At 69.2% G+C, this 26,000-nt stretch carries 21 protein-coding genes and 2 pseudogenes; 12 read left to right on the forward strand and 11 right to left on the reverse strand.

The genetic code is table 11. The features are described from left to right. Positions 1-494 precede the first annotated feature (494 nt). Positions 495-1,364: an esterase/lipase family protein gene (locus ACWD3C_RS43535; protein ID WP_451153478.1), complete on the reverse strand. Its 870-nt coding sequence runs from the start codon at positions 1,362-1,364 to the stop codon at positions 495-497. Between the two features lie 337 nt (positions 1,365-1,701). On the opposite strand from ACWD3C_RS43535, the gene ACWD3C_RS43540 reads away from it, so the two are divergent. Continuing rightward, the gene (locus ACWD3C_RS43540) at positions 1,702-2,037 is read left to right on the forward strand and encodes an SCO4225 family membrane protein (RefSeq protein WP_451153480.1); all 336 of its coding nucleotides are present in this window, start codon (positions 1,702-1,704) and stop codon (positions 2,035-2,037) included. A gap of 371 nt (positions 2,038-2,408) precedes the next feature. Here ACWD3C_RS43540 and ACWD3C_RS43545 read toward each other — a convergent pair whose 3' ends face one another. After that, on the reverse strand, positions 2,409-3,554 hold the full coding sequence (locus tag ACWD3C_RS43545; RefSeq protein WP_451153482.1) for an ISAs1 family transposase: 1,146 nt from the start codon (positions 3,552-3,554) through the stop codon (positions 2,409-2,411). 422 nt (positions 3,555-3,976) lie between these two features. Further along, positions 3,977-5,404, reverse strand: coding sequence for an IS1380 family transposase (locus ACWD3C_RS43550; protein ID WP_451153484.1), 1,428 nt, complete (start codon positions 5,402-5,404; stop codon positions 3,977-3,979). Positions 5,405-5,542: 138 nt separating this feature from the next. On the opposite strand from ACWD3C_RS43550, the gene ACWD3C_RS43555 reads away from it, so the two are divergent. Beyond that, on the forward strand, positions 5,543-5,764 hold the full coding sequence (locus ACWD3C_RS43555) for a hypothetical protein (protein ID WP_451153486.1): 222 nt from the start codon (positions 5,543-5,545) through the stop codon (positions 5,762-5,764). Between the two features lie 434 nt (positions 5,765-6,198). Here the strand turns inward: ACWD3C_RS43555 and ACWD3C_RS43560 are convergent, their stop codons facing one another. Then, entirely contained in the window at positions 6,199-7,701 is a 1,503-nt protein-coding gene (locus tag ACWD3C_RS43560; RefSeq protein WP_451153488.1) for a carboxylesterase/lipase family protein, read from the reverse strand. Between the two features lie 1,052 nt (positions 7,702-8,753). After that, complete coding sequence (locus tag ACWD3C_RS43565; RefSeq protein WP_037743720.1) at positions 8,754-9,143, reverse strand: hypothetical protein; 390 nt, start codon at positions 9,141-9,143, stop codon at positions 8,754-8,756. Between the two features lie 70 nt (positions 9,144-9,213). Here ACWD3C_RS43565 and ACWD3C_RS43570 point away from each other — a divergent pair. After that, positions 9,214-10,128, forward strand: a pseudogene (locus tag ACWD3C_RS43570) (IS982 family transposase). Between the two features lie 469 nt (positions 10,129-10,597). Here ACWD3C_RS43570 and ACWD3C_RS43575 read toward each other — a convergent pair. Beyond that, on the reverse strand, positions 10,598-11,269 hold the full coding sequence (locus ACWD3C_RS43575; protein WP_451153490.1) for a RidA family protein: 672 nt from the start codon (positions 11,267-11,269) through the stop codon (positions 10,598-10,600). On the opposite strand from ACWD3C_RS43575, the gene ACWD3C_RS43580 reads away from it, so the two are divergent. Continuing rightward, the gene (locus tag ACWD3C_RS43580; protein WP_451153492.1) at positions 11,238-11,582 is read left to right on the forward strand and encodes a DoxX family protein; all 345 of its coding nucleotides are present in this window, start codon (positions 11,238-11,240) and stop codon (positions 11,580-11,582) included. The two genes, ACWD3C_RS43575 and ACWD3C_RS43580, sit on opposite strands and share 32 nt — an antisense overlap. Before the next feature lie 441 nt (positions 11,583-12,023). On the opposite strand, the gene ACWD3C_RS43585 is transcribed toward ACWD3C_RS43580, so the two are convergent. The 3 genes from ACWD3C_RS43585 to ACWD3C_RS43595 all read right to left on the reverse strand — a co-directional run bounded on the left by ACWD3C_RS43585 (position 12,024) and on the right by ACWD3C_RS43595 (position 15,055). After that, the gene (locus tag ACWD3C_RS43585) at positions 12,024-13,322 is read right to left on the reverse strand and encodes a PucR family transcriptional regulator (RefSeq protein WP_451153494.1); all 1,299 of its coding nucleotides are present in this window, start codon (positions 13,320-13,322) and stop codon (positions 12,024-12,026) included. 10 nt (positions 13,323-13,332) lie between these two features. Beyond that, complete coding sequence (locus ACWD3C_RS43590) at positions 13,333-13,797, reverse strand: flavin reductase family protein (protein ID WP_451153496.1); 465 nt, start codon at positions 13,795-13,797, stop codon at positions 13,333-13,335. Between the two features lie 70 nt (positions 13,798-13,867). Further along, positions 13,868-15,055, reverse strand: a complete 1,188-nt coding sequence (locus ACWD3C_RS43595) for a PucR family transcriptional regulator (protein WP_451153498.1) — start codon at positions 15,053-15,055, stop codon at positions 13,868-13,870. A 289-nt stretch (positions 15,056-15,344) separates the two neighbouring features. Here ACWD3C_RS43595 and ACWD3C_RS43600 point away from each other — a divergent pair, with 289 nt between their 5' ends. The 8 genes and pseudogenes from ACWD3C_RS43600 to ACWD3C_RS43635 all read left to right on the forward strand — a co-directional run. After that, positions 15,345-16,547, forward strand: coding sequence for an acyl-CoA dehydrogenase family protein (locus ACWD3C_RS43600; RefSeq protein WP_451153500.1), 1,203 nt, complete (start codon positions 15,345-15,347; stop codon positions 16,545-16,547). Between the two features lie 43 nt (positions 16,548-16,590). Beyond that, positions 16,591-17,169 (forward strand): VOC family protein, encoded by a 579-nt coding sequence (locus tag ACWD3C_RS43605; protein ID WP_451153502.1) that lies wholly within the window; start codon positions 16,591-16,593, stop codon positions 17,167-17,169. 177 nt (positions 17,170-17,346) lie between these two features. Beyond that, positions 17,347-18,492, forward strand: a complete 1,146-nt coding sequence (locus ACWD3C_RS43610; RefSeq protein ID WP_451153504.1) for a VOC family protein — start codon at positions 17,347-17,349, stop codon at positions 18,490-18,492. Beyond that, positions 18,489-19,460 carry a fumarylacetoacetate hydrolase family protein gene (locus ACWD3C_RS43615; protein ID WP_451153506.1) on the forward strand — a complete coding sequence of 324 codons (972 nt, stop codon included), beginning with the start codon at positions 18,489-18,491 and terminating at the stop codon, positions 19,458-19,460. Before ACWD3C_RS43610 ends, ACWD3C_RS43615 begins: the two co-directional genes overlap by 4 nt. 51 nt (positions 19,461-19,511) lie before the next feature. After that, entirely contained in the window at positions 19,512-21,551 is a 2,040-nt protein-coding gene (locus tag ACWD3C_RS43620) for an acetoacetate--CoA ligase (RefSeq protein ID WP_451153508.1), read from the forward strand. Then, positions 21,548-22,531, forward strand: coding sequence for an amidohydrolase family protein (locus tag ACWD3C_RS43625; protein WP_451153510.1), 984 nt, complete (start codon positions 21,548-21,550; stop codon positions 22,529-22,531). The genes ACWD3C_RS43620 and ACWD3C_RS43625 overlap by 4 nt, the downstream gene beginning before the upstream one ends. A gap of 373 nt (positions 22,532-22,904) precedes the next feature. Next, complete coding sequence (locus ACWD3C_RS43630; RefSeq protein ID WP_451153512.1) at positions 22,905-23,414, forward strand: hypothetical protein; 510 nt, start codon at positions 22,905-22,907, stop codon at positions 23,412-23,414. Between the two features lie 71 nt (positions 23,415-23,485). Next, positions 23,486-23,740 (forward strand): annotated as a pseudogene (locus ACWD3C_RS43635) (helix-turn-helix domain-containing protein); the annotation flags it as partial. Here the strand turns inward: ACWD3C_RS43635 and ACWD3C_RS43640 are convergent. Next, positions 23,689-24,810, reverse strand: a complete 1,122-nt coding sequence (locus ACWD3C_RS43640) for an IS701 family transposase (protein WP_451153514.1) — start codon at positions 24,808-24,810, stop codon at positions 23,689-23,691. The pseudogene ACWD3C_RS43635 and the gene ACWD3C_RS43640 sit on opposite strands and share 52 nt — an antisense overlap. A gap of 172 nt (positions 24,811-24,982) precedes the next feature. After that, the gene (locus ACWD3C_RS43645) at positions 24,983-25,810 is read right to left on the reverse strand and encodes an alpha/beta fold hydrolase (RefSeq protein WP_451153516.1); all 828 of its coding nucleotides are present in this window, start codon (positions 25,808-25,810) and stop codon (positions 24,983-24,985) included. Positions 25,811-26,000 lie beyond the last annotated feature (190 nt).

The following is a 26,000-nucleotide window of genomic DNA, read 5'->3' on the forward strand; positions in this document are numbered from 1 at the left end:
ACGGCCACCCGGCGATCACCGCTGCCCGCACCCCGAAGAAACACCCCGAACCCGCCCGACACCCGTGATCAGAATTCACGCGGTGGATCGAGGCTCAGCATTCCTCGAAGAATGGCTCCCCTACTACTTCGACCGCCTTTCATAAGGTGCCGCCCCCCAACGCGCGGATGAACCAGACCCCCAGCCTGTGAGGAGTGCTGTGGACCCACCGCCTGCGTGCAGCAGTTGATCACCGTGCTGAACATGTTCCGATCTGGGCCTGCTCGTCGCTGAACATCGCACTGGTGCGCAGCGCGAAGAGGGCCGCCACGCCACGCCTCGGGAGATGTGCCAGACCCAGGCGGGCCGGGAAGGCGTACGAAGCCAAGTGGATCGCCGTCGAGCTTTCGCGTACATGGCCCGGTTGTGAATCGCAAAGCGCTTCGAGCAGGGCAGTGGCAGGCTGAAGCAAGGACGGACGTCAGCGGATGTCGAGTTCCGCGACGGAGCCAAGATCAGGACCCGTTCCCGTCGGTAGGCGGAGAGGGGAAGGAGACCTCTACCGTGCCGCCCTGGATGACGGGGCCGTAGGCCGTGCCACCACTGATGATGTTGGTCACCGCGCCTCGCGGATCCGGTGACAACGCCTGTGCCGTGGACGGTGGCTGGGCATCTGCGCCTTCGGGGAGGGTGAGGATAAGACGGCGCAAGGTGGTGAAGGTGCGGTGGCCAGCCGAGTCGGCTTTGAGGATCGTGGAGTGGTCACCGGGCAGAGCGGCGGTGTCAGGGAACACCGACTGCGCGGACGCGGCCGGAACGACACGATCGCCTTCCCCGGCGTAGACACGGAAGTCGATCGGGCACGTGCGGTCGGTGACAGCGGTGGCGTGCACGACATCACGCAAGATCGTGCGCAGCGTCGCGGTCACCTGGTCATTGAGCGGCCGCAGGTCCTTCTCCTGAGGATGCCCCAGACCCAGTACGTTGCGGCGCAGCGACAGTAACAGTTCCGAACCATTGTTGGGGCAGGCCAGCATAACCATCCTTTTGATGCGGACGAGTTCCTGGCCCGCACCGTCGGCCAGCATGCGGGCCAGATGCCGCTGACCCACCAGGCCGCCCTGGCTATGGGTCACGAGCATCAGCCTCTCGAAGCCACCCGCCTCCGTTGCTAGGAACTCCTTCAGGCTGTCGGCGACCGTATCGATCGACGGAAAGATGCGCAGGGGATGGAGACGCTTCACTCCGGTTGCGTACTCGAACGGCAGCGTTTCAACGAAGCCGAGTTCCTCGTCGTTCGCAATGAGCTGCTCAAGGGGTTGCCACACCTTGGGCCCGGACCTGATCCCGTGGATCATCACCACACCAAGCCGACCGTCGCTCAACGTTTCACCTCTCGCGCGGCGTTGACGGGAACTACACGTTATCTAGTGTCTCGTGACCCTGTTTGTGTTACTTGGCGTTGTTGTTGACGAGTTTCTTCATGCTGGTCTGGACGAGGCGGACCTTCGCGAGGATCTCGTCGGCGGTCGCGGTCCAGGTGCAGGGCTGATGCGTTCTCGGATGGTGAGATGACCGGTGGGGTCTGCGTGAACGTGAGGCGTGGCGTCATAGCGGATCAGCTGCTCCCCGCGACGGATGAGTATCCGTACTCAGGCACGGACTGCTGGACACGGTCATGCTGAGGGTGTTCAGCAGGCTCCCACGAGATGGCGTGATGTCATGGCTCCTGCGTACCGGCCGCGCTCCTTGGTGCGGCGGATTCTCCTCAACCCCGCCGCCCTCGGTTACCTCGGTCTGCTGGCGGCGATCGGACTGTTTGTAGCAGCCAATGTGCTGTTCAACGACAGTGCTGACGACCTGGTCCTGGCGGCGCTGCTCTTTCTGCCGACCCTGCCGACCGGGCTTCTGTTTGTTTCCGCAGGGGAATGGTCCGCCGTGGGCATGGCGGCTTCCGCCCTGTTCCAGGCGGTCCTCCTCGGGGCGGTCTGGAACTGGCTCGCGCAGTGGAGGCAGAACCGGAACCGCAGGCGACGCCCCTCCGCCCCCACCTCGTGACGCCGAGGCCCGAGGAGCCGGTGCTGTGTGTGTCGCCGAGACGTCCTTCCCCGACGGCCGTGATCGGTGCCCTCACCGTGCACGGCTGTGCCGCCGGGCCCTTCCCTGCCCGAGCCCGGCGGGCGGGACTGACCGCCCTCGGCTCCGAGAACACGGATCCGGGCTCAGTGGCTGTCGTCTCACTCACCCTTTCGAACTCGATGGACAGCTCGGCGACGGGAGGCTCACCCCCACTGAGTCCGAAGACCCGGATTGCTCGACGACACACGCTCGATGCCAGGCGTGATAAGTGCTCAGCCGGTGAGACCGAGTTCGCGTAGGGCGTCGGCGGGGTGGTTGCGGTAATGGTCGTGGGCGGCTGCGTTGTTCGTTCACCCGGCGAGGTGGGCGAGGCTGATCGCGAGGCTGTGGAAGGTCGCGAGGGCCCGGGGCAGGCTGCCGGTGCGGGCGCGGCAGACGTCTTCGCCGAAGGTCACGTCTCTCACGAAGTGCTGTGCCTCGATGGCCCACTGGCCGCGTACGCAGCGGGCGAGGACGGTGGTGTCGGCGATGTCGGACGGAGCGGTGGTGATGCCGAGTTCGGCGTCCGCGTGGATCTTTCCGTCGCCGCGTCCGGTGGTGTACCGCTCGACGAGCAGGGCCCGGGTGGCGTGCGGGAAGTTCACCTGCCCCGGCGAGAGGGGCTGCACGCGCACAATGCGGATCTCGTGGCGGCCCGAGTTGGTCTCCTCGGTGCGGTGCACGGCGATGTGCGGGTTGGTGGTTTCGTCCCAGTCGAGCGCATCCAGCCGGGCGAACAGGGCGGAGCGGTTCTCCTTGACGGGGAAGAGCCCGAAGGCGCCGCGGCGGTGAAGGTAGCGGGCGTGGCCGGCGACGGTGTGCAGGGCGTCGGCGGTGACGATCGCGCCGCTGATGTCGGCGATCATGTCCAGCGCGGCAGTGAAGTGCAACGTCTCGTGCGGCTTGTGCCGCATCTCCCGCTGGGCGAGCATCACGCCCGGGTCGACCTGGTAGACGCCGAGCAGGTGCAGCTGCAGGCCGTCGGCGTCGCGGGCGCCGCGCACGGTCTTGCCGTCCGCGGCCAGCTGCAGCACGTGCGGATCTCCGGCGATACCGGCCAGCGGGTCGGCGGCGTGGGCCTGGACGAAAGCACCGACGGCGGCGTCCAGCGCGTCCGCGTCCACCCGGGCCGGCGTGCGGCTGAGGGTGGTGGCCACCGGCAGTCTGTCCGGGGTGCCGGCGGGGACGTCGAGGGCGGCGAGGATGCCGGCGCCCTGGCCGCTCGCCCAGCGGATGACGCCGCGTACTGAGCGCACCCCGCACAGCAGGGCGCAGGCGACCAGGCCGAGCAGCATCGGCCAGGGGTGGGTGACCAGGTTCGCCGCGCGTGGATCGGGGACGGTACGGACCGCGTCCAGCAGCGATGGCAGTCGCTCGGGCGTGCACAACTCCTCGGCAGCGAGGCCCTGTTGCTCGGCGAGTTGGCGCGACTTGGGCAGGGTCGGGCAGGATGACATGCGGGCGCGGCCTTCACGATCATGCTGAGTGGTATCAACGTGATCATGGACGGTCGCGCCCTTCGATGTTCACCCGACCCCTGTCCAAGATCCGAGCACGCATCACGCCTGGTCCAGGTGAAGGGCTTCGCGTTCTCGTTCCAGGAGTTGATGTAGTCGCGGATCTGTTTGACCAGGACGTTGACGCTGGAGAACGTGCCGCGGCGGATCGACTGCCGGGTGATGCTCCCGAACCAGATCTCGACCTGGCCTCGATCCTTCAGCGAGGTTCGGACTCTGATCGACTCGGCGGTTCGCCCGTAATGTCCTCGTGCCTGTCGAGGTGGGCCGTCGCGTGACGCCGCGGGCGCGCCGGGTTCCACGGGCCCGGAATGTTGCGGGGTGTCCTCCGTTCTGGTCTTCGTCGGGGCGGGTGCCGGTCGTCAGGTGACGGCCGGGAGGTCGGTGAGCCGTTGCCAGCCGGTGGTGAACGCGCCTGCCCAGGGCCAGCTCTTGTCGATCCGCAGCCAGCGGCGACGGGCGTGCTTCGTGAGGCGGGCGGGCAGGTGGTAGAGACGGAAGCGCATGGTGTCGGGCTCGGCGTCGGCGAGGTCCTCGACATCGTGCAGGGCCAGGAGCCGGACCCAGGCGTCCAGGTCGGCAGCGATGTTCGCTGACAGCACCCAGGCCCGGTTGACCTCGAAGGACTTCGAGGGAAGGTTGCGCAGTCCCATCGCCTTGTTCGTGCGCACTCGGTCTTCCACTGACGCGTGGGAGCGGTGCAGGACATCGAGGAACTGCGCCTGATGCGAGCCGGCGATGCCCCACATGTGGCGGATGTTGGTGGCGGTGATGCTGTAGCGCCAGCCGGTCTTCTTCTCGAAGTCGGTCAGCTTCTTCAGCTGCCGTCCCGAGGGTTTGACCCGGCGGACGATCAGCCGCATCCTCTCCGGCCAGCCCTCGCGGGTGTTCAGGCCGGTCAGCTCGGCCACGAAGTAGCCCTCCTGGAGATCGCCGTTCTGCTGCAGGGAGGTCTTCCACGCCTGCTCGGGCAGCTTCGCGATGGCCTTCTCGTCGGTGTCGGTGATGGTCCAGCCGACCGTGTAACGGACCGTGCGCCGCGCGGTGTTCAGAGCTTCGAGGTGTTTCAGCAGGTCGTGGGTGGCCCCTGCGCCGTCCACTCGCACCAGTATCTTCGCCCTGGAGGAGCCGGGGATCTGGGTGAGGGCCTCGGTGAGCACGGTGATGTGGTCGGCGACCGTGTTGGACCCGGCGTTGCCGGGCCGCAGCAGCATCGCCAGGCACTCGGCCGTGTTCGCGCACCAGGCGGCCAGCGGGTGGAAGCCGAAGGTCTTCTTGAACGTGACCGCCGCCTGCTCCTTCTTGGAGGCGGATGTGATGATCGTGGCGTCCATGTCGATGACGATCCAGCCGGTCAGGCGCTTGCCCGCCACGGTCAGCCAGGGGAAACCGCCCGGTCGCAGGTGCAGCAGTGACCACACGTGAGCGCGTACCGCCCGGCGGACCCATCCGATGGCGCCCACGGTTTCCTCGTCGATCGCCGCCAGGGCGCGATGCGTGGTGGAGTCCGAGGCGCCCGTTCCGAACAGCGGACCCTGGTGCAACTGGAGTTGCTCGGCCTCAGAGACATTCGTCGCGCCGAGTGCGATGGCCACCGCGAGCTGCACGACCAGCCCGGCCCGGTCCCGCCAGCCGTGAGCGACCCCCACCGGGAGCACCTTCGCCAGGGCGTCGGTCAGTCCCGTACGGTCCGCGTACCTGCGCAGCAGCACCGACCCGGCGTACCCGATCATCCCCTTGCCGTCGGCCCGCACGGCCAGCCCACGGTCCCACCCTGTACGCTCACTCACCAGAAAGGTGCCCTGACTTTCGTGACGGATACGGCCTAGACACTCGCATCCTCGCAGGTCAACGGCACCTTTCTGCTATCGGGGCGTCAGGTCACCCAATTCCGCTGAATGCCCAGGGCTGGCTGCACGGGAGGGGCGGTGCCGGACCTGAAGCTATACAACACGAAAGGCGGCGTGATGGAGGTCGCGCCGCGTCTCGCTGATGCCGAGGCCGATGTGCAGAGCATCGTCGAGGGCAACATGGAAAAGCTGCTCGGGGTCCGGTTCCTGGCGAGCGAGTACAGCACCGGGCCCGTTGACTCTCTTCCCGAGGGTTCCCCAAGCACACCGGAGCGTGGTCTCGCCGCAGCGTGCGCCTGACCTGGAGGTCTATCCGTCCCACGCGGGAGGTTGTCCATCCCGATGGAATCTCATGACTCGGCGATCGTGGAGTACAGAGTTCCGGCACCTGGTCCGTGACCGGATCGGGCCCGCCGTCGCGGCCCAGCCCTTCAGTCGTAGATCGGTTGGGTGGCTGTAGCTCTGCGATCTCGCGGTCTGGGTAACTCGCCTGTATGCAGGCGGAGTTGCTGGACGCGCCATTGGCGGTGACGGACGGGGAGTGGGCCGAGGAGTTCTCCGACCGGCTGGAGGATCTCCTGCTGGAGGTTCAGGTGTACGGCTTTGTCGTCCGGCGACGAGGGGCGACCCATGGCGTGTCGCTCCTCTCGGAACTGGAGACCTGCCGGGCCGCACCCTGCAACGCCAGAAACAGGGCACGGAAGCCGCTCCCTGTCCGCACACAACCGCCGCGCTCAGGGCAGGGGCCACCAGGTGCCGGGAGTCCAGTCGCGGTCGGCCCACAGGACCTTGTACTGGGGGCACGCGCCGTCGAAGGCGATGTGCGGCGCGATGTCGAGGATCATCGTGGCGCGGGAGACGGGGTCGTACTCGGGCCAGGCCGGCAGGTGGTCGGACTGGGGGACGGCGTGGCGGCGGAAGGCGGTCCAGGCGTCCTGGACGCCATGGCAGAGGACGGCCACGGCTGGTTCGGCGCTGTCCTCGTACAGGCCCCAGGCATATGGGATGTCGGAGCCGTGGAACATCCAGAACTCCTCGGGCAGCCCCGGGAAGGGGCCCGTGAACAGGTAGTGCCAGACGGGCGCGTGGTGGGCCTGGGCGTCGGCGAGTCGCAGGGTCGAGGCGCGATAGCGCTCATCGGACATGAACATCCGGTCGGTGTCCTCGGGGGTGGAGTCGGGGTGCAGTGCCGCGTAGGTGGCGGCGGCCTGCTCCGCTCCGGTGCCGAAGATCTCGTGGCGGATGGTGGCGGTGTGGTCGGCGGCGGTGGGATCCATCAGGTGGTAGAGACCCGCCTCGTTGCCGGTTGAGCCGATGACGAGTGGGATCCCGGCCGCGTGTCCCGCGGCGAGGGCGCGGGTAGGGCGTTGTGGGAGGAGGCCGCCGTCGACGGTGGGCCGCCAGATCCATGTGGCCTGTATGCCGTCTGCCAGGGCGAGTTGGGCGGCCAGGACGTCCTTCGCAGGCACGTCCCGCAGGCGTGTGAGATCACCGCCGGGCGGGTCGAGCAGATCGGTGAGGCGGCGGGCGAGGCTGGTGGTGGCGTCAGGGGTGGCGACGTGGTCGCCGCCGCTGTGCGTGATCGCGCGGTGGAACAGGCCCTTGGCGGCGGGTGCGGCCATGAGGTTGACGACGCTCTTGCCTCCCGCGGAGACGCCTTGCACGGTGACGTTGCCGGGGTCGCCGCCGAAGCCCGCGATGTTCTCCCGCACCCAGGCCAGGGCCGCGATCTGGTCGCGCAGGGTGTTGTTCGCGGCGGCGGCCTCCGCGGGACCCAGCAACCCACCGAGGTTCAGCAGACCCAGCGCGCCGAGGCGGTAGTTGAAGGTGACGACCACGATGCCGCGCCGGGCGACCGCCGCGCCGTCGCCGATGAACTGCGCGCCCGAACCGACGGTGTATCCGCCGCCGTGGATCCACACCTGAACCGGCATCCGGACGCCCTCGGCCGCGTCCTCGGGCGCGCACACGTTGAGATACAGGCAGTCCTCCTCGAAGGGTGCCTCGTCATCCGTATCAAGGCTGACGCCGAAACCCAGGCCCTGAGACGGCTGCTGCGGGGCGCGGTTGCCGAATCGGCTGCCGTCCCGGATCCCGTCCCAGGCGACTTCCCGATGCGGTGCCGCCCAGCGCAGTACGCCCACCGGAGGCTGCGCATAGGGGATACCACGCCAGGCACGGACGCCGTCGTAGGCGATGCCTCGCACAGCGCCGGACCGCGTATGGACGACGGTCATGGGGCTCCTTGTTGTTCGGGTGGCGCGGCGACATAGTTGACCCGGCCGCCGAGCGTCCGTGCACCCTGCCACGCGACGCGGTACGCGAGAGATCAAGACTAATTCAAGCGCGCATCGGCCGACTGCCGCTTCATCGCCCAGGTTCCGGCCACCGGCAGCGGCACTCGTGAGCGGCGCGGTGGCGTCCTCGCGTCTCTGCGTGCGAGCCTCTGTCATCCATGCAGCCGGGGAAACCCGGGAGTTGAGAACGATCGCCGCCAGGATCAACCAGCCGCCGGTACCGTACGTGCCGAGCTCCGAGTGAGTCGGAACGCTGGAGGGCGGTTGCGGTCGGCGTCCTCCCAGAACCACACGATCCGACCCACCATCCCGGGGCCGAGGATGGTGGGAAGCCCGATGGGAGGGCTGGCGGGCATCGATCCGTCGTCGGTCTGCACGTTCGTGCCACACATGGTCGCGGCCTCGATCTTGACGAGCAGTGCTTCAGGACTGTCGAAAGGTCGGCGACGGCCGGCACGTCACCACCGGTGGTGAGAGCATCAACTGCCGGTACGTCGTCAACGTGCCGGAGGCTGAGGCGCCAAGGTGGTCATGTCAGCCAGGCTGGATGTCCCGACGGTGCACTCGCGGCGTAACGTCCAGTACGCCGCCGTCCCGAGGGGCGTCGTCGAGAGCATCCGTCGGCTCGCTTGCGGGATGGCCGCGCTGACATGACGCACGGGGCCGGCTCATCCCGTGCGGTAGAGCGTGATGAGTAGTTCGATCGCGGCCTGGGTGGCGGGATGTGGTTCGTGGTGCCACCTGGTCCCTGACGCACGTGCTGGGCCCCTGCGTGCGATGGATATGGTGCTCAACAACCGGATGTCGGCCGCCGAGGAGGCGGAACGATGGGGTCTGGTCGTCGGCGTCGTTGAGGACGACGAACCGGCCGCCGCAGATGATCAATTCCAAGGGATGCCTGCGGAGGGTGTGGGGTGGGCGGCGGCCAAAGCCACCGCGAGACGGTCAGGCGGCGGGCTGCCGGCCCTGGTTGTCGAGGTGGCAGCGGGCGGTCAGGCGTCAGGGTCGACTTCGGGGTGCGTGAACCGCACGGGCTTGCCCAGCGACCGGGCGTAGGCGATTTCGGCTCGGGTGCTGTCTCCGATGTAGTCGCCGACTACGAGCACCTCATCAGCGAGCCGGATCTTCGCCCTGTGCAGATCGTCGAGTCGAACCTTCAGCGCCTCGGCCTCGACAGGATCGGACCAAAGTTCGTGCGGCGACTTCATATCACAGCCCGGTTTGACAACAATCTTTCCGGCTTTGGTCTCCCGCAGATCGGCCTCGTTCATCTCGGTCATGAAGCGGGTGGAGCCGCAGATCACGACGATACGCGGGAGGCTCAACAGCTTCTTCGCGTCGGCGAGCTTCTCCTCGGGGGTGAGCAGTTGCGGGTATGACACTGGTTCCTCCTGGTGGTGTGGTCCAAGGGGTGCCTGCGGAGACGAGAACGAGGGTGTCCAAGATCGTTTTGTGACGAACGACGTGGACACCCTCGCGACAGCACTCTATGCGACGACCGACGACATGCTGAAGGAGCATCCCGACCTGGCGCCGTGGCGCCCGCCGGTCGGCATTACGCCCCGCCTGAGCGATGCCGAACTGGTCACCCTCGCCACGATGCAGGCCATACTCGGCTACACCTCCGAGGCCAAATGGCTCCGCCATGCCCGTGCCCACCTGCGCCACCTCTTCCCCTACCTGCCCAGCAGCCCGGCTACAACAAGCGGCTGCGCAAGGCCGCCGGTCTGATGCGAAGCGTCAACCGGATCCTGGCCACCACCACCTCGGTGTGGAGCGACGACGTATGGGTCGTGGACTCCACCCCGGTGGAATGCGGCCGCTCCCGCGAGACCGTCAAACGCTCCGACCTGGCAGGCTTGGCCGAATACGGCTACTGGGCCAGCCACAGCCGCTTCTTCTGGGGCCTGCGCCTGCACCTGGTCTGCACCCTTCAGGGCCTGCCCATCGCCTTCGCCCTGACCGGGGCCAAGGCCGACGAACGCGAGACCCTCCTCGACCTCCTGGCAGCCGAATGCGAGCTTCTGCGAGAGCGCCCCCGACAGACTCTCATCGGCGACAAGAACTACTTCGACCGTGGTTTCGAACGCGAACTGTCCGAGCATGGAGTCCACTTGCTGCGGCCTGCCCGTAAAGGTGAACGGGAACGGCCTGGCGCAGCCCTGTTCAAGCCCGCTGCGACAGGTCATCGAATCGATCAACGAGACCTTCAAGGGGCAGCTTGACCTCGAACGGCACCGAGGGCGCACACCCGGAGGTGTCATAGCCCGCGTCATGCAACGCATCCTCGCGCTGAGCGCCGCGATCTGGCACAACGACGCCACCGGACAAACCGTCCTACGCTCACTGATCGCCTACGATCACTGACCCCTTGGAATAGATCATCTAGCGACCGCCTCCTCCCTGGCCGGGGGCTCAGAGGAGACCGGCGCAGCGCCTGGCGACTCCTACGCGCCGGAGCCGGGGCGGGCCTGCACGATCTCCTCGCGGAGGAAGCGCGGCTCATCGCGGAGATGGCGGGGAGCGGGCGCAGGCCCGTATGGCGTCATTCGCCGGTCGCCGGGTGCGCGGGCGCGATGGTCGCTGACGCCGACAGTGTGCTCGGCGTCGTTCAGGCGATATGCCTGTCAGGGCGCGGATCCGTCGGGTCAGTGCGGCGACATGGCGCTCCGGGTTGGTCTCAGGCATTCCTATCGGGAGGCGCCTTCCCGCGTCGGAGGCGCGCCGGGCGGGAGCGGCGAAACGGGTGTCCGAGGGGGCTTCCCGGACACCCGTTTCGCCTTCACGCGGGAACAACTGATGAACAGCCGCCCGCACGTTCGCCGCCGCAGTAGGATCAACTCCGTCGGCGATGGGCGATGGCCTCGATCTCGAAGAGCAGCTCGGGCCGGACCATGCCCGCGACCACGGTGGAACGAGCAGGCCACGGCTCATTGAAGTACTTCGCGTAGATGTCGTTAATCTCCGTGAAGTCCTCCTGCCGCGTGAGGAACACCGTGGTCTTGACCACCGTGTCCAGTGACGCGCCGGCCGCCTCCAGGTTCCGCAGCGACTTGATGGCCACCCGCATCTGAGCGCCGAACTCGTCGGGAATGATCCCGCCCGCGTCCCGTCCGATCTGACGCGTGAATAGAACCTGTTCAGGGTGAGTGTGGGCAGGGTTGGTGCCCGGTGGTCGCGATGGGCCGCCGGGTGTCTGGCCCTGTCGGTCAGGCAGCGTTCTCCCTCTGGTTTGAGGGTGACGGTGTAGCCGAGCTGGTTGAGGGCGGTGATCGCGTGGCGGGTGGTGCGTTCGGGGTCGCGCTGGGCGAGGTAGGTGCCGCCGAGCTCGTGGTAGGGGACGTTGTCGGTGAGCAGGTGCCAGATCGCGGTGATGATTCCCCGGACCGGTGGCGGACCGCCCGCCACCGGTCCGGGGTCTTCGGCGTCCGTGCCCGCTCCCTGACCATGCTGTCCGAACATTCCGGGAACACCTCGTGATTCTTTCCGTCACTCTCACCTGTCTCATCGCCCTGATCTTCACGGTGCTCGGACTGGCCAAGGCGCTGGCCTTGCCGAAGATGCGCGAACTGGCCGCGGAGGCCGGGTTCTCCGTCGCGGCCTACCACCGCATCGGCGTGCTGGAACTGGCGGGCGCCGCCGGCGTGGCGCTCGGCCCGGCCGTACCGCTGCTCGGTGGCCTCGCCGGTGCCGGGCTTCTCCTGCTGCTCGCCGGAGCCGCGGTCGTGCACCTGCGCCAGGGCGACCCGGTGGCCGGGCTCGCGCCCGCTGCTGTGTGCGCGGTACTGGTCGCCGGGTACCTCGTGGCGCTGTTCGGCTGAGGACGGACGGGCCCCCTCGACGCGGGGCGGCACCGGAGTCTTCCCTCTCCTGGTGCCGCCCCGCTTTGTTGCCTCTCCATCGCCTCGGATGTCTCAGCCCCCGCGCCCTCGGCCAGATGGCCAAAACACACAAAGGGACGGTGCCGGGCGTCCCCTCCCGGCACCGTCCGGGGGCCGTGCGCCGCTCAGGCACGGCCCGCCCGGGGTGGCCTGCCGGATCACGCGGACGCTACGGGAGCGTCCTCGGCGTCAGCAGGCGGGTGAGCACTTCGTCGGCGGGTGGCCCTTCCAGTGGGGGGGAACTTCCGCGGCCCAAGAAGGAGTACCGGCCCCGAACCACCCCAACGAACCCCTTCCTCTCCACTCAGGTCTTCGGAGCAGCCAGGCGCTACCTGCTCGACCGAGACCTACGGGTCCCGGACACCGCCGAACGGTCCAAAGTCAGCGGTCGGGTTCGGGGTCGCGGTCCAGGGTGCCGGCGATCTCCAGTGCGAGGCGCAGCTCCATCGGGTCGCCGATCGGGTGGCCCAGCAGTTCCTCGGCCCTGTGGACACGGTAGGTGACGGTGTTGCGGGCGATGTGGAGCTGTTCGGCGGCGGTCTGGGGACTGCGTTCGCAGGCCAGGTAGACGCGCAGGGTCTCGCGGAGGTCCCGGGTGCGCGGGTCGTCGGCGAGCAACGACCCGAGCACGTCCTCGGCGTACCACCGGGCCTGCTCGTCGTCAGCGGTGGCCAGGGCCAGGGTCCGTACATCGGCGTAGTCGTACCAGCTCGTCCGGGTCGCCGCGGCGACGCGTTCGGCTTCTCGCGCGCCAAAGTGGCTGCGGCGCAGTCCGCCGGGTCCGAAGGCCACGGGTCCGACCGCCACTCTCGTCCCGGGCGGGGGTCGCAACCGCCGCGCGGGACTGCCCTGGGCGGGCTTGGCCCGCCAGCCCGCCCAGGCCCACACCTGGCCGGGGACGACGGACAGGCTGAGCCATCCGTCGGCTGCCTGCGCACGGGACAGGTCTTCGGCGCAGCGTTGCAGGTCGCCGGTGGTGTGCCGGTCGTCGGCCGTCACCACGAACGCCTGGTGGTGGCGGGCCAGTTCGTACCCCAGCGTGGCGGAGGCGGAATCGGTGGGAACATTTCTGCCGGCCAGCAGATCGTCGATGATCCGGCGCCGTTCGGCCTCCCGGCCGGCCTCCCAACGGGCCCGCTCGGCCAGGTACTCCTCGGCAAGGCGGCTTGCGTGGGCGTCGGCGTAGGCGAACAGCAGGTCGCTGACCCGATGGTTCTCCTCGCGGCGGACCGGATCGGGCCGGCCGTCGATGACGGCGATGAGCGCCTGGTGCAGGTGGGCGTGACCGATGCGCACCCCGCGCAGCACCCGGTCCAGGGGAATGCCGCGGCGCGCGAACTCCTGGCCGGCTGCGGCGGCTTCCTCGGTGATCGCCCCGGCGGCCGCCGCGGCCGACGGCGGGACGTCCTCCAGCAGACCGCGCAGTGCCAGCAGAACGGCGGATTCGACCGAGGACCGCAGCGTGGCGAACGGAGCAGGGCCCCCGCCGTGCTCGGGCACCCGAGCGATGATCTCCTCGGTCATCTCCAGCGCGGCCTGAACGGCCCAGGCGACCGGTCCGGCGCCCAGCAGCGCCCTGGCGACTGCGACGGTGACCGCCGAACTGGCCGGCTCGGGGGTTTCGCGCGGTGTGCCGGGCGGGGCCAGAGCCAGGATCCAGCCGCGGGGGTTTTCGCTCATACGACCAGTCTTAGCAGGGGAGACCCGCCAGCTCACCGCGGAAGAAGACCAACGGCCTGGCGTCGTGGACCGCCCGCGCGTGCTGGACCAGGCCCGCCACGGCGACGTGGTCGCCGACCTCGTGGACGGTATACAGCTCGCAGTCCATCCAGGCCAGGACACCGTCCAGCAACGGAGATCCCAGCGGGCTGGGCGCCCAGTCCCGGCCTGCGAACCGGTCGGCGTCCCGAGCGGCGAACGAGGCGGCGATCTGCGGCTGCCGCGCCGACAGGACGTTCACGCAGAACCGGCCCGCGTCCTGGATACGCGGCCAGGTGGTGGAGGACTTCCCGACGAAGAACGACACCAGCGGCGGGTCCAGGGACGCGGAGGTGAACGACCCGACGGTCAGCCCGACCGGGAGAACGCGGTGCAGGGCGGTGACGACGGCGACACTGGACGGCACATGCCGCATGACCTCTCGCAATGGGCTCATGGCACCACCTTGCGCGCCCGGTGGCCGGCTCCGCTTGGTTCCCTGGCATCAACCGGCGCCGGTGATTTGGTCACGGCACCAGGCCGGCCTTGACGTACATCTGCCGCACCGGGCCCGGATCCCTGTCCGCCTCACGCGGCCGGTCCGCCGAGCCGACCTCCGACGCGCCGGGAAACCGGAGGATCTCCAGAGCGAGCTGTGTTTCCAGCGTGGCCATGGAACCGGTCGATCCGAGGAGTTCTTCGGCTCGTTTGACACGGTAGGCGACGGTGTTACGGGCCACGCCCAGCTGCTGGGCGGTGGTCTTCAGGCTCCGCCCTGTCGCCAGGTAGCAGCGCAGAGTCTCGCGCAACCGGTGCGACCAGGGGTCCGGGGCGGCCAGCGGGCCCAGTGTCTCCCGCAGGTACCAGCGTGCCTGCTCGGCGTCGGCCGTCAGCAGGCACGCGGTCCGTATCCGCGTGTACTCGCACACGCCCGGGGCCGTCGGCATCGCCGCGGCGATCCGCGCGGCGTGCCGCGCGCTCAGGTGGCTGCGCCGTAGCCCCGCCAGGCCGAACGACGGGGGGCCGGCCACGGCGCGCCACCCGTCCGGCAGGCTCGGTGGCCACAGCAGCCGGTGCGGGCGGGCGCTCAAACCGATCCATAGCCACATATCCGTGGCATGCCCTGCCATCTGCAGCAGCGACTGGCCTCCGGACGCAGCCAGCAGTTCGGCGACCGGCGGGTCCGGACCCGGACCGGTGTCGAGGGGGCTCTCCCGCCACAGGATCAGGGCGACATGGTGCCGGTCCACCGCGTAGTCCAGGGTGTGTTCGGCGGCCACCGGGTCGCTCTGCTCACCGGAGACGACCGCCTCGACCATGCGCCGGCGTGCGGACTCCTCGCTGGACTCCCACCGGGCCCGCTCGGCGACGTATGCCTCCGCCAGCTGCCCCGACAGACGATCGGCCTGCTCGAACAGCGCCTCGACGGCCGTTGCGGGCAGCTGGCCGTCGGGGGCGGCATCACGCAGAGCACGGTGCAGGAAGGCGTGTCCCAGCCGGATCCCGCGCAGCACCCGTTCCAGCGGGATGCCGCGGCGGACGCAGTCCCGAACCGTGTCCACGCCGTCGCGGGGCCCGCCCTGGGGAGCGCGGTCGTCGCCCACCAGAGCGCAGAGTGAGGTCAGCACCAGTGCTTCGGCGTCCCGGTGCAGCGTCGCGAACGGTGCCGGTCCGACCCCGGGTTCAGGGACGCTGCTGATGATGTGCCCGGTCATGGCCCGAGCGGTGTCGATCGCCCACCGCACCGGGCCTTGACCGAGCGATCTTCGAGCCGACGCGAACGTGGCGGTGTCACAGCACGGATCCGCCGACCGCGGACCGTCCAGGTTCCTGATCCAGGAAACGTCCATCACGTCATTCCACCACCGCGAAGGCACCGGCGGAGAGAACACCCGGCGCAACTCCTGACCCCGACTTTGGGCCCCGGGACCAAGCGAGACGACCGCGGCAGCCAGTGAAATCGGCTGAACGCCCTGCAAGGGGAACGCTTCAAGGAGGCATCCCATGACCGTCCCCGGTGATTTCCCGCTGGACTGCAGCCCGTCCATCGACGCCGACCTGGTCCGGCGCGCCCGGGACCTGGGTCCGCTGATCGAAGCGAACACGGCCGCGGCCGAACTCCAGCGGCGGCTGCCGGAGACGACCGTCGCCGCCCTCACCGAGGCCGGCCTGTTCAAGCTGACCGTGCCGCGCCGCTACGGCGGCCACCAGGCCAACTTCGCCACCTTCCTGGCCGTCAACGCCCAGCTCGCCCGCGCCTGTGGATCGACCGCATGGGTGTCCAGTCTGATCAACATCTGCAACTGGGCCGTGGGCATCGCTCCCGACCGGGCGCGTGACGATGTCTTCGGCGCCGACCCCGACGCCCGGGTCTGCGGTGTCCTGGCCCCCAGCGGCACCGCGACGCGCACCGGTGACGGCTACACCGTCACCGGTTCCTGGGGTTTCGCCTCGGGCAGCCTCCATGCCACCTGGGCGACGCTGGGCGTACAGGTCACCGACGAGGACGGCCAGGTCGTCGAGTTCGGCAATGTCGTGATCCCGATGGACGCCCTCACGATCAAGGACACCTGGCACGTCACCGGCATGCGCGGCACCGGCAGCAACACCCTCATCGCCCAGGACGTCTTTATCCCCGCTCACCGCTACATTCCGCTCGCTTTCGGCACCGACGTGCCCGACCACCACCCCGACGAGCCCCTCTACCGCTCCTCGACGGTCCCCTCGCTGGCGCTGATCCTGACCGGGCCTCAGCTCGGCCTCGCCCGCGCCGCCCTCGACCACACCCTGTCCACGATCGGCAAGCGCGGCATCTCCTACACCTTCTACGACCAGGCCGTTCAGGCGCCCTCCACACAGTTCCAGGTCGCCGAGGCCGCCGAACTCATCGACACCGCCGCCCTGCACGCCTTCCGCTCGGCCACCCAGATCGACCAGGCCGCCGCCGAAGGCCGGGCCCTCGACGTCACCGAACGGCTGCGGGTACGCATGGACACCGGCTACGCCATCACCCGCGCCCGCCAGGCCATAGACCTGCTGCTGGACGTCAACGGCGCCTCCAGCTTCGCCGAGTCCAACCCGCTGCAGCGCATCTGGCGCGACTCGGCCACCGCCGCCCGCCACGCCATCGCCAGCCCCACCATCAGCGCCGAAGCCTACGGACGGGCCCTGCTCGGCATCCAGGAGCAGATGACCCCCGTCGTCTGACCCCGGCAGCCGCTCCCTCCACCCACCAGATCAAGGAGCGACCATGGACCGCATTCGTCCCTCGAGTTTTGTTCACGTCGTCTACCGCACCCACCGCTTCGCTTCCATGCTGGACTGGTACCAGAAGGCATTCGGCGCCCGTATCCAGTTCGAGAACGAGACGCTGGCCTTCCTGACCTACGACGAGGAGCACCACCGCTTCGCCTTCGCGAATCTGGATATGTTCGACCCGGACGCCAAGGAGAAGAACCGCACCGGTCTGGTCGGGGTCGATCACGTCGCCTACACCTTCGCCTCGCTGCGCGACCTGCTGGAGAACTGGGAACAGCTGAGGGGGATGGGGATCGAGCCGTACTGGTGCCTGCATCACGGCATCACCATCTCGCTGTACTACGCCGATCCGGACGCCAACTGCATGGAGTTCCAGGTCGAGTGCTACGCGACCCCCGAAGAGGCCAACGCCTTCATGGCCGGCCCCGGATACGCCCAGAACCCCATCGGCGTCGAATTCGACCCCGCGGACTGGCTCGACCGCCTCCGCACCGGCACCCCGGACACCGCGTTCCTGGTCCGCCAGGTTCACGAGCCCGTATCCGAGATCCGCTTCCCGGCCCCGGCCTGACACGCGAGCGGGCCCTTCGTCACGCCCGCCCTGGACCGGCCTGCCTGATCGTCCACGGACCCTCCCGGCGCACACGGTCCTGCCACCGGACACAGCCGCCGACCCTCTGCTCTCGTCCTGGCCTCGGCAAGAGAACGAGCAGCAGGTCGGCACCTCGCCCAACCGAAGGGCACCACCATGCTCAACCCCAGAACCACCCCGTCCGACCTGAAAACGGCCCATCAGGATCTCCACAGTGAGCAGGGCGCCCTGCGCGGCGAACACCCGGGGCGGGCCCGCAACCCGGTGATCAAGGTGGCCGACCTGGCGTGGCTGGAGTTCGAGAAGCCAGACCTGGACCGGGCGGAGGTGTTCGCCCGCGACTTCGGATTCGCGATCGCCGCTCGTACGCCGGATGCTCTCTGGCTGCGCGGCAGCTTCGCCGGCTCGCCCTGCATGGTGATCCGGCGCGGCCGCACCTCCCGCTTCATCGGCCCGGCGTTCCGGGCCGCGGAGCGTGCCGATCTCGACCGGCTGGCACGGGGCACCGGAACCACGGTGCGGGACACGGACGTCCCCGGCGGCGGCAAGGGCGTCGACCTGCTCGATCCCTCCGGCTTCCCGGTCCGGGTCGTGCAGGGCGCCGAGCAGGTGCCCGCACTGCCCGAGCAGCAGCCCCTCCTGCTCAACTTCGGCACGGATCACCGTCGGACGAACGCCACACAGCGCCCGCCTCGCGAGCCGTCCCGCATCCAGAGGCTGGGACACGTGGTGTTTCAGACGCGGGTGTTCGCCCGTGCACTGGACTGGTACCTGGACACGCTCGGGATGATCGTGAGCGACTTCCTGTTCCTGGACGGGCAGCGCGAGCGCGGTCCAACGATGGCGTTCATCCGCTGCGACCAGGGTGGTACGGCCGTGGATCACCACACCATGGCCATGCACCTCGGGCCCGGCACCGGCTATGTCCACTCCGCGTACCAGGTCACCGACCTCGACGCGATCGCCGTCGGCGGCGAGTACCTGGCCGAGCGCGGCTACGAACGCAGCTGGGGGATCGGCCGGCACATCCAGGGCAGCCAGCTCTTCGACTACTGGCGTGACCCCGACCGCTTCATGCTGGAGCACTTCGCCGACGGCGACCTGTTCTCCTGCGACGTCGAGCCGGGCTGGGCGCCGATGTCGGCGAGCGGCCTCGCGCAGTGGGGCCCGCCGGTCACCCGGGACTTCCTCGGCGCGAATCCGTCCCCCGCCAGGATCCGGGAACTGCTGCACGCACTGCGCGGCGACAACGAACTCGACCCGGCTCGCCTGCTGGGCCTGATGAAAGCGATGACCTCATGAGCATCAATGTCCTGCGGACCGGTGGGGGCACCTCCGGCTCGGGCGAAGCCGGGAGCGGGGGAGGCTGGTGGGTGGTCCGCGAGGAGCGAGCCGTCCCCATCGACACCAAGGCGACCACCACTGCCGAACTGCTCGCCGACCGCGACGCCGTCCGGACCGCCGCCTCCGACGACCTCGGTACCCCGGTCGCCGACCTGACCGCGCTGTCCCCGGTCACCACCCCGTGCCGGGTCGTGGCACAAATGGTCAACTACCGTAGCCACGCCCGCGATTCGGGCTTCACCGGCGACATCCCGCCGACCTTCTTCCGTAAGGCGTCCGGCTCGGTCAGCGGCCCGCACGACACGGTCGTCCGCCCCGCGCACGTGCAGCTCCTCGACTACGAGGTCGAACTCGGCCTGGTCATGGGCGCACCCCTGCCGGTGGGCACCGTGGTCACCGAGCGGGACCTGCCCTCGTACGTCGCCGGGCTCGTCCTCACCAACGACGTCAGCGCCCGCGACGTGCAACTGACCAAGACCCAGTTCTACGAGGGCAAGTCCTACCCGACCTTCACGCCCACCGGGCCCCACCTGGCCCTGCTGGAGCCGGACGACTTCGACCACCTCCTCGATCTGCGGCTGAGGTTGTCGGTCAACGGCGACCTGCGACAGGACCGCACGCTCGCCGACATGATTGTCCGTCCGGCGCAGGCGCTGACCCTGCTCGCCCGCTTCCAGCACCTCGACGCCGGGGACCTGCTGCTGACCGGCACCCCGGCCGGCACGGCCCTGAAGGCCCCGCCCAAGCCCATCGAGAAGATCGGCGCGCTGCTGCCGCCCGCGCTGAAGTGGAAGAGCTTTTTCCGCAGCGAGGCCCGCAACCCGCGCTATCTCCACGCCGGTGACGTGATCACGGCCACGATCGCCACGCCGGACGGACGGATCGACCTCGGCGCCCAACGCAACGCCGTCACCGACGCAAGGTAAGACACCCACCGAAGAGCCCACACCCGCAGCCTTGTCAAGGAGCGCCGCGCGATGACCACCCCGCACACTCCATCGTCTCCAGCCCCCTTCTGGAGCCCGGACCCGGAGTCGGCCGCGCGCAGTCGCATCGCGGACTTCGGCCGCTGGGCCGCCCGGCACCGGGGTGTGGAGGACGCCTACGACCACATCGACTACGCGGCCCTGCACCGCTGGTCCGTCACCGACCTCGAAGGGTTCTGGAGCGCGGTATGGGAGTACTTCGGCGTCGAGTCGGCCACACCGTACGAGCGAGTGCTGGCCGCGGAGAAGATGCCCGGCGCCCGCTGGTTCACCGGCGCCACCCTCAACTACACCCACCACGCCCTGCGCCACCTGCGCGACGACGAGCCCGCGATCGTCGCCCTGGACGAGAACGGCTCCGGCTACGAAGTGACCGGTGGACGTTTGCGCGCCCAGGTCGCCGCCGTCGCCGCGACCCTGCGCGAGCTGGGCGTGGGGCAGGGCGACCGCGTGGTGGGCTACCTGCCCAACACCCCGCACGCCATCGTCGCGTTCCTGGCGGCCGCCAGCCTGGGCGCGGTGTGGTCGGTGTGCGGCCAGGACTACGCCCCCAAGGCCGCCGCCGATCGCTTCGCCCAACTCGAACCCACCGTTCTGATCGCCGCCGACGGCTACCTTTTCAACGGCACCACACACGACCGCCGCGAGGCCGTTCGCGATCTGGCCCGCGCCCTGCCCACTCTGAAAGCCACGGTGCTCGTGGACCACGTGGGCCTGCCCTGGCCGCAGGACACCTACCCGTCGCTGGTCGTCCCGTGGGAGGACGCCTCCACCCGCGCCGAGGAACTGCACTGCGCCCCGGTGCCGTTCGACCATCCGCTGTGGGTCGTCTTCTCCTCCGGCACCACCGGCCTGCCCAAAGGCATCGTGCACGGCCACGGCGGAGTCCTGCTCGAACACCTCAAGACGCTCGGCCTGCACTCCGACCTCGGCCCCGGCGACCGACTGCTCTGGTACACCACCACCCACTGGATGATGTGGAACTTGGTCGCCTCCACCCTGCTGACCGGTGCCACCGCCTGCACCTACGACGGCAGCCCCGCCCCGCACGCCCGCCCCGACGTCCTGTGGGACCTGGCCGCCCGCCACCGCGTCACGGTCTTCGGCACCAGCCCCCAATACCTGCTGGGCATGGCCAAGTTCGGCATCGACCCGTCCGTCCACGACCTGTCGTCGATCCGCGCCGTCGGCTGCACCGGCTCCACGCTCCCGGCCTCCGCCTATCCCTGGGCCCGCGACCACGTCGGCACCCGCGCCCAGTTGGCCTCCACCAGCGGCGGCACCGATGTCGTCTCCGGCTTCGCCGGCAGCACCCCTACCACTCCCGTCTGGGCCGGCGAACTGTCGGCGCCGAACCTGGGCGTCGCCCTGGCCGCCTACGCCGCCGAGGGCCGCCCGGTCCTCGACCAGGTCGGCGAACTCGTCGTCACCCGACCCATGCCGTCCATGCCGCTGTACTTCTGGAACGACCCCGACGGCACCCGCTACCGCGAGGCGTACTTCTCCACCTACCCCGGCGTCTGGCGGCACGGCGACTGGATCACCCTCACCTCCCACGGCTCCGTCATCGTCCACGGCCGTTCCGACTCCATCCTCAACCGCAACGGCGTCCGCCTGGGCAGTGCCGACATCCACGACGCCGTCGAACGCCTCCCCGAGATCACCGAAGCCCTCGTGATCGGCGCGGAAGAGCCCGACGGCGGCTACTGGATGCCGCTCTTCGTGGTCCTCGCCCCCGGAGCCGAACTGGACGACACCCTGCGCGAGAAGATCCGCGAGACGATCCGCACCAGCGCCTCACCCCGCCACCTCCCCGACGAGATCCTGCGGGTGCCCGGCATCCCACACACCCGCACCGGCAAGAAACTCGAAGTCCCCGTCAAACGCCTCCTCCAGGGCACCCCCGTCGAACAGGTCCTCAACCCCACGGCCGTCGACAACCCCGACCTCATCACCCACTTCGCCCACCTGGGCGCCGAACGCCGCCACACCTTCCCCACGGCCACGTCCGGCAAGGAGTGCACCTCATGACACCGGACGGTGCAGCCCCGCTGCGCGAGGCCATCGACGTGCACGCCCACTTCATCACCCCCCGCCTGCGGGCCGCGATGACGGCGGCCGGGCACGGCCGGCCCGACGGCATGCCCGGCATTCCCGACTGGAGCCCGGACGCGGCCCTGGCCACCATGGACAAGACCGGCATCGCGGCCTCGCTGCTGTCGGTGTCCTCGCCCGGCGTCCACTTCGGCGACGACACTGCCGCACGGGAGCTGGCCAGGGCGGTCAACGAGGAAGGCGCGGCACTCGTCCGCTCCCACTCCCGGCGGTTCGGGCTCCTGGCCTCCCTCCCACTGCCCGATATGCCCGGTGCCCTGGAGGAGGTGCGGCACGCCTTCGACGACCTGGGCGCCGACGGCATCGTCCTCCTCACCCACTACGACGGCCGCCACCTCGGCGACTCGTTCTACGAGCCGCTGATGGCCGAACTCGACCGACGCGCCGCAGTTGTCTCCCTTCATCCGACCTCGCCGCCGTGCTGGGAGGCCACCAGCAACGGACTGCCGCGACCGATGCTGGAGTTCCCCTTCGAAACGGCCCGAGCGGTGACCGGCCTGATCGTGGGCGGCGTACTCGACCGGTACCCCAGCATCCGCTTCATCGTTCCGCACGCCGGAGCAGCCCTGCCCGCGCTCGCCGACCGCATCGCGGCGTTCGCACTCGTCACCGACGGCCCACCCGTCGACGTCCTCGGCGCGCTGCGCGGCCTGTACTACGACCTGGCCGGCTTCCCCCTGCCACGTCTGCTGCCCGCCCTGCTGACGCTGACCGACCCCGACCACCTTCTCTACGGCAGCGACTACCCGTTCACCCCCGACTGGGCCGTCCACGGGCTGGCCCACACCCTCGCCACCAGCGACGCGCTCACCAGCAGCCAGCACCGCCAGATGCAGCACGACACCGCCGCAGCACTCTTCCCCCGGCTGACAGCTTCCCCAGCCCCCTCCGGCTGATGACGACGCGCACTCCCGGCCCGCCGAAGCCCCCTGCCCACCGCATCCGGCGGATTCCAGTGATTGTCGCAACACGTGTTCTGCGAGAAGAAGCCCGGCGCACCAACCCGGCCCGACGCATCAGGCCCGGCAATACCCTCGTCAACTTGCCCACGCCGGTCGCGGAAGACCAACTCAAACAAGTGGCCAGAGCCGCGGATGAGAGCCCGGCCCTCCTGGCCGTCGTCGCCCTTGCCGGCATCCATGCCCTCTTCCCGCACGAGATCAGAAGGGTGCGGCTCCTTCCCGGGGAGAGTTGAGCTGGGGTTTTGGTGATCTGAGTGTGAGCGGGGTGCTGTGGTCTCTACCGTGCCGGTAGAGGAGGCGGTGCCGGATGGGTTCGTTGATCGGGGAACTGGAGGCTCGACAGGCGGCGGTGCGGTCCCGGGTGGCTGAACTCGAGCAGGAGATCGCCGCGTTGACTGTAAGGCTGGAGGCCGAGCGGAACCGGCTGGAGCGGTTGACGGTGACGCGGGAGACGCTGGACGAACTCGCGGCCGAGGGAGTGGCCGTCGGCGCGATCGCGCTGCCGTCGGTAGAGGTCGAGCCAGTGGGTGGGGGCCGGGTGGTCGGAGTGCAGACCGTGACCGTCTGGCGGGAGGGGATGACCAGCGCGGATCTCCCGCCGGTCTACCGCGACATCGTGGACGTGATCGACGACGCGCCCGAGCCGGTGCAGGCGAAGCAGATCGTCCCTCGGATCGGTCTGCCCGCGCAGACGTCGAAGATCGAGGGAACCAGGTCGAAGCTGAAACGTCTGGTCGAGCGGGGCTGGCTGGACGAACAGACGCCGGGGCTGTTCACCGCGCCGGCCCGCCGGACGGCGGCTCACTCGACTCGATGAGCCAACTGCCGGTGATGAAGGGGCTCTTCTTCCTACCGTCGTAGGTGCCAACCAGAACGGCCGTCCAGAGGGGCAGCCAGACGAACGCGGCGGAACTGCTGCACGTGCACCCCAACACGGTCTCCCGGCGCCTGGAGCGGGTGGGCGAACTCCTCGGCGCGGATTGGTCGAAGCCGGAAAGGGCACTCGAAGTGCAGCTGGCTCTACGGCTTCATCGAATGCACCGCGTACTGCGGCAACGAAGTGTCGACAGCGTGTCGGGGAGCTCCTCCACTCAGGCAGACCGTCCCAATGCCGCCGCACCCTCGCCGCCGCACGCCGAGTAGTCGGCGGCGTCCGCCGATCTCAGCGCGGAAATCGCGTACGCGCACGAGGCCAGCGTCATGTGCCGGTGCCAGCCCTGCAACGACCTGCCCTCGAAGTCCCGCAGCCCGACCGCGTGACCGTGGGTGCGCCAGCCGTGCGCAACCTCCTCCTGAAGCCGGGTGAGGCCAACGAGTGCCAGGGCGGACCTGGCGCGCACATTGGTCAGCCACACCTGACCGGGCGGACGGCGCACGTCATGCCATACCCCGAGGGCAGTGAGCGATCCGCTGCCCGGACCGCCGTTCGCGAGGCGCACCCGGGCGGTCGCAAAGGCCGGCCCCGACGGACCGGACGCCTCGGTCGGCGACGGGTTCCTCAACCGTAGCGCCTTGTCGAGAATCCGCTGTGCCGGGGCGATACGTCGTGCGTGGCCGCCCAGGGCCGGATGATCGGCCGTCACGCCCACGCGCCCACTGATCCGCACGGCGAGCGGCAACCCGTTTCGCAAGTGCCGGGACACGAGGAGTTCTTCCCCCGGAACCCCGCGCACATCGAGCAGCGCGGGCCGCAGGGGATCACCCCAGTCGCGTACGTCGTCGAGGATCTCGGCAATGCTGTCGTCGGGGGCGGCATCCGCCGACCCGCCGTCGCGCCAGCGTCCCGTCAGCCGAAGACGCCAGCTGACGGGCACGGTCACGCGCGCGGACGCGAACCATATGCCATACGCCTGCTGGCCGTTCACCGACTGATGAGCATCGGGCGAGAAGTGCCGCCCCACGCCCACGCTGTGACGGCCCGTCTTGGGAATCGACACCGGCATCAGCACCCACGCGGAAGCGGGGCCCGTGGTTTCCAGGAAGCGGGTGAGGGCCCGGCGCAACGGGAGCCACTCCCAATACGAGCTGTTAATGACGTGATGCAGACGCTGGGCATCGCCGGGGACGCCGACGGCGGCCGCGATGTTCGCGATCGACTTGCGCCCGTCGGCCCTCAGCAACCCGTCCACGTATTGCCGCGCCCGGATGCGCTGGTCGTAGCGACGGAACTCGGTGAACAGGTCGGCGCAGAGCCGGGTGGCGATGTCTTCCATGACACACCAGGTTTCTCGTCTTCGGTGCTCAGGGCGAGGTGTGAGGGACACACCACTGCTGTCCGATGGTGGTGGCCGGACCACCACCCTGGCCTGCTCCCAACCCGACAACCATCCGAAAAGGGATGAGGAGGCGGTGCTCCTGCCACCACCGGCTCAGGTCTCGGCTGCGTCAGGTGAGGAAATCCAGCAGCGCGGCGAGCAACTGCGCAGGCGCGTCCAGCGGCACGAGATGCCCGGCGCCGTGGATGATCCGCAGACGCGCGCCAGGAATCAACGACGCCAGTTCGTGGGCCTTGGCGACGGGAATCCAGGAGTCCTCCTCACCCCAGCACACCGTCACCGGGATGCCGATGCCCGAGTACAGCTTCTGGATCTCGTCGGTGTAGCGCTGATCGGCTTGCGCGATCTGCCGGTAGAACGCCGCCTGCCCCATCCGGTCCGTCCAGGGCGCGGCGAGGGTTTCGGCTGCGTCCGAGTGCAGTCCCCGATGGCTCGCCGAGCCGATGTATTCGTGGACGAGCGCGCGGTGCAGGGCGGGCGGCAACTGCTCGAAGACATGGGCATTCTCACCGACCAGCCGGAAGAACGGCGAGCCCCACGGCGCGAGCGCCACCGGGTCGACGAGGGCCAGGCGCCGGTAGGAGACGTGGTGCAGCAGATGGGCCCGAAGGGCGACACAGCCACCGAAATCGTGAGCGATGACGGACGGGTTCGACAACTGCCAGTGCTCCATCAGCTGGGTGAAGACCGCGCCCTGTGCGGCAAGGGAGACGTCCTGGCCCTCGGACTTCTGGGACGCGCCGTAGCCCGGCATGTCCCAGACGAAGACCTGGTGGCCCCCGGCAGCGAGCGCAGAGGCGATCTCCCCCCATACGTACGAGGAGAACGGGGTGCCGTGCAGCAGCACGACGGGCTCACCGTCCGTCTGCCCGAACCGGTCCCACCGGACCTCCCCCGACCTGCTCTCGAAGACCTTGTGCAACTGCCAAGTGTCCAACGTTCGGTTCCTTCCTGCCTCATCAGGCCCTGGATGTCCGGAGTCCTTGTGCCGACGCTCCGTGGAAAGCCTCTCACTTCGACATCGGGTTCCTTCGACGTGGCGCCCGCCTCTCCGAGGGCTATGCCCCGATTCGGCCGTTGCCGATGCCGAGCATCGTCAGCTCGTCGGGCAGCAACGTCAGGAAGCC

Source organism: Streptomyces sp. NPDC002845 (genome assembly GCF_053591955.1).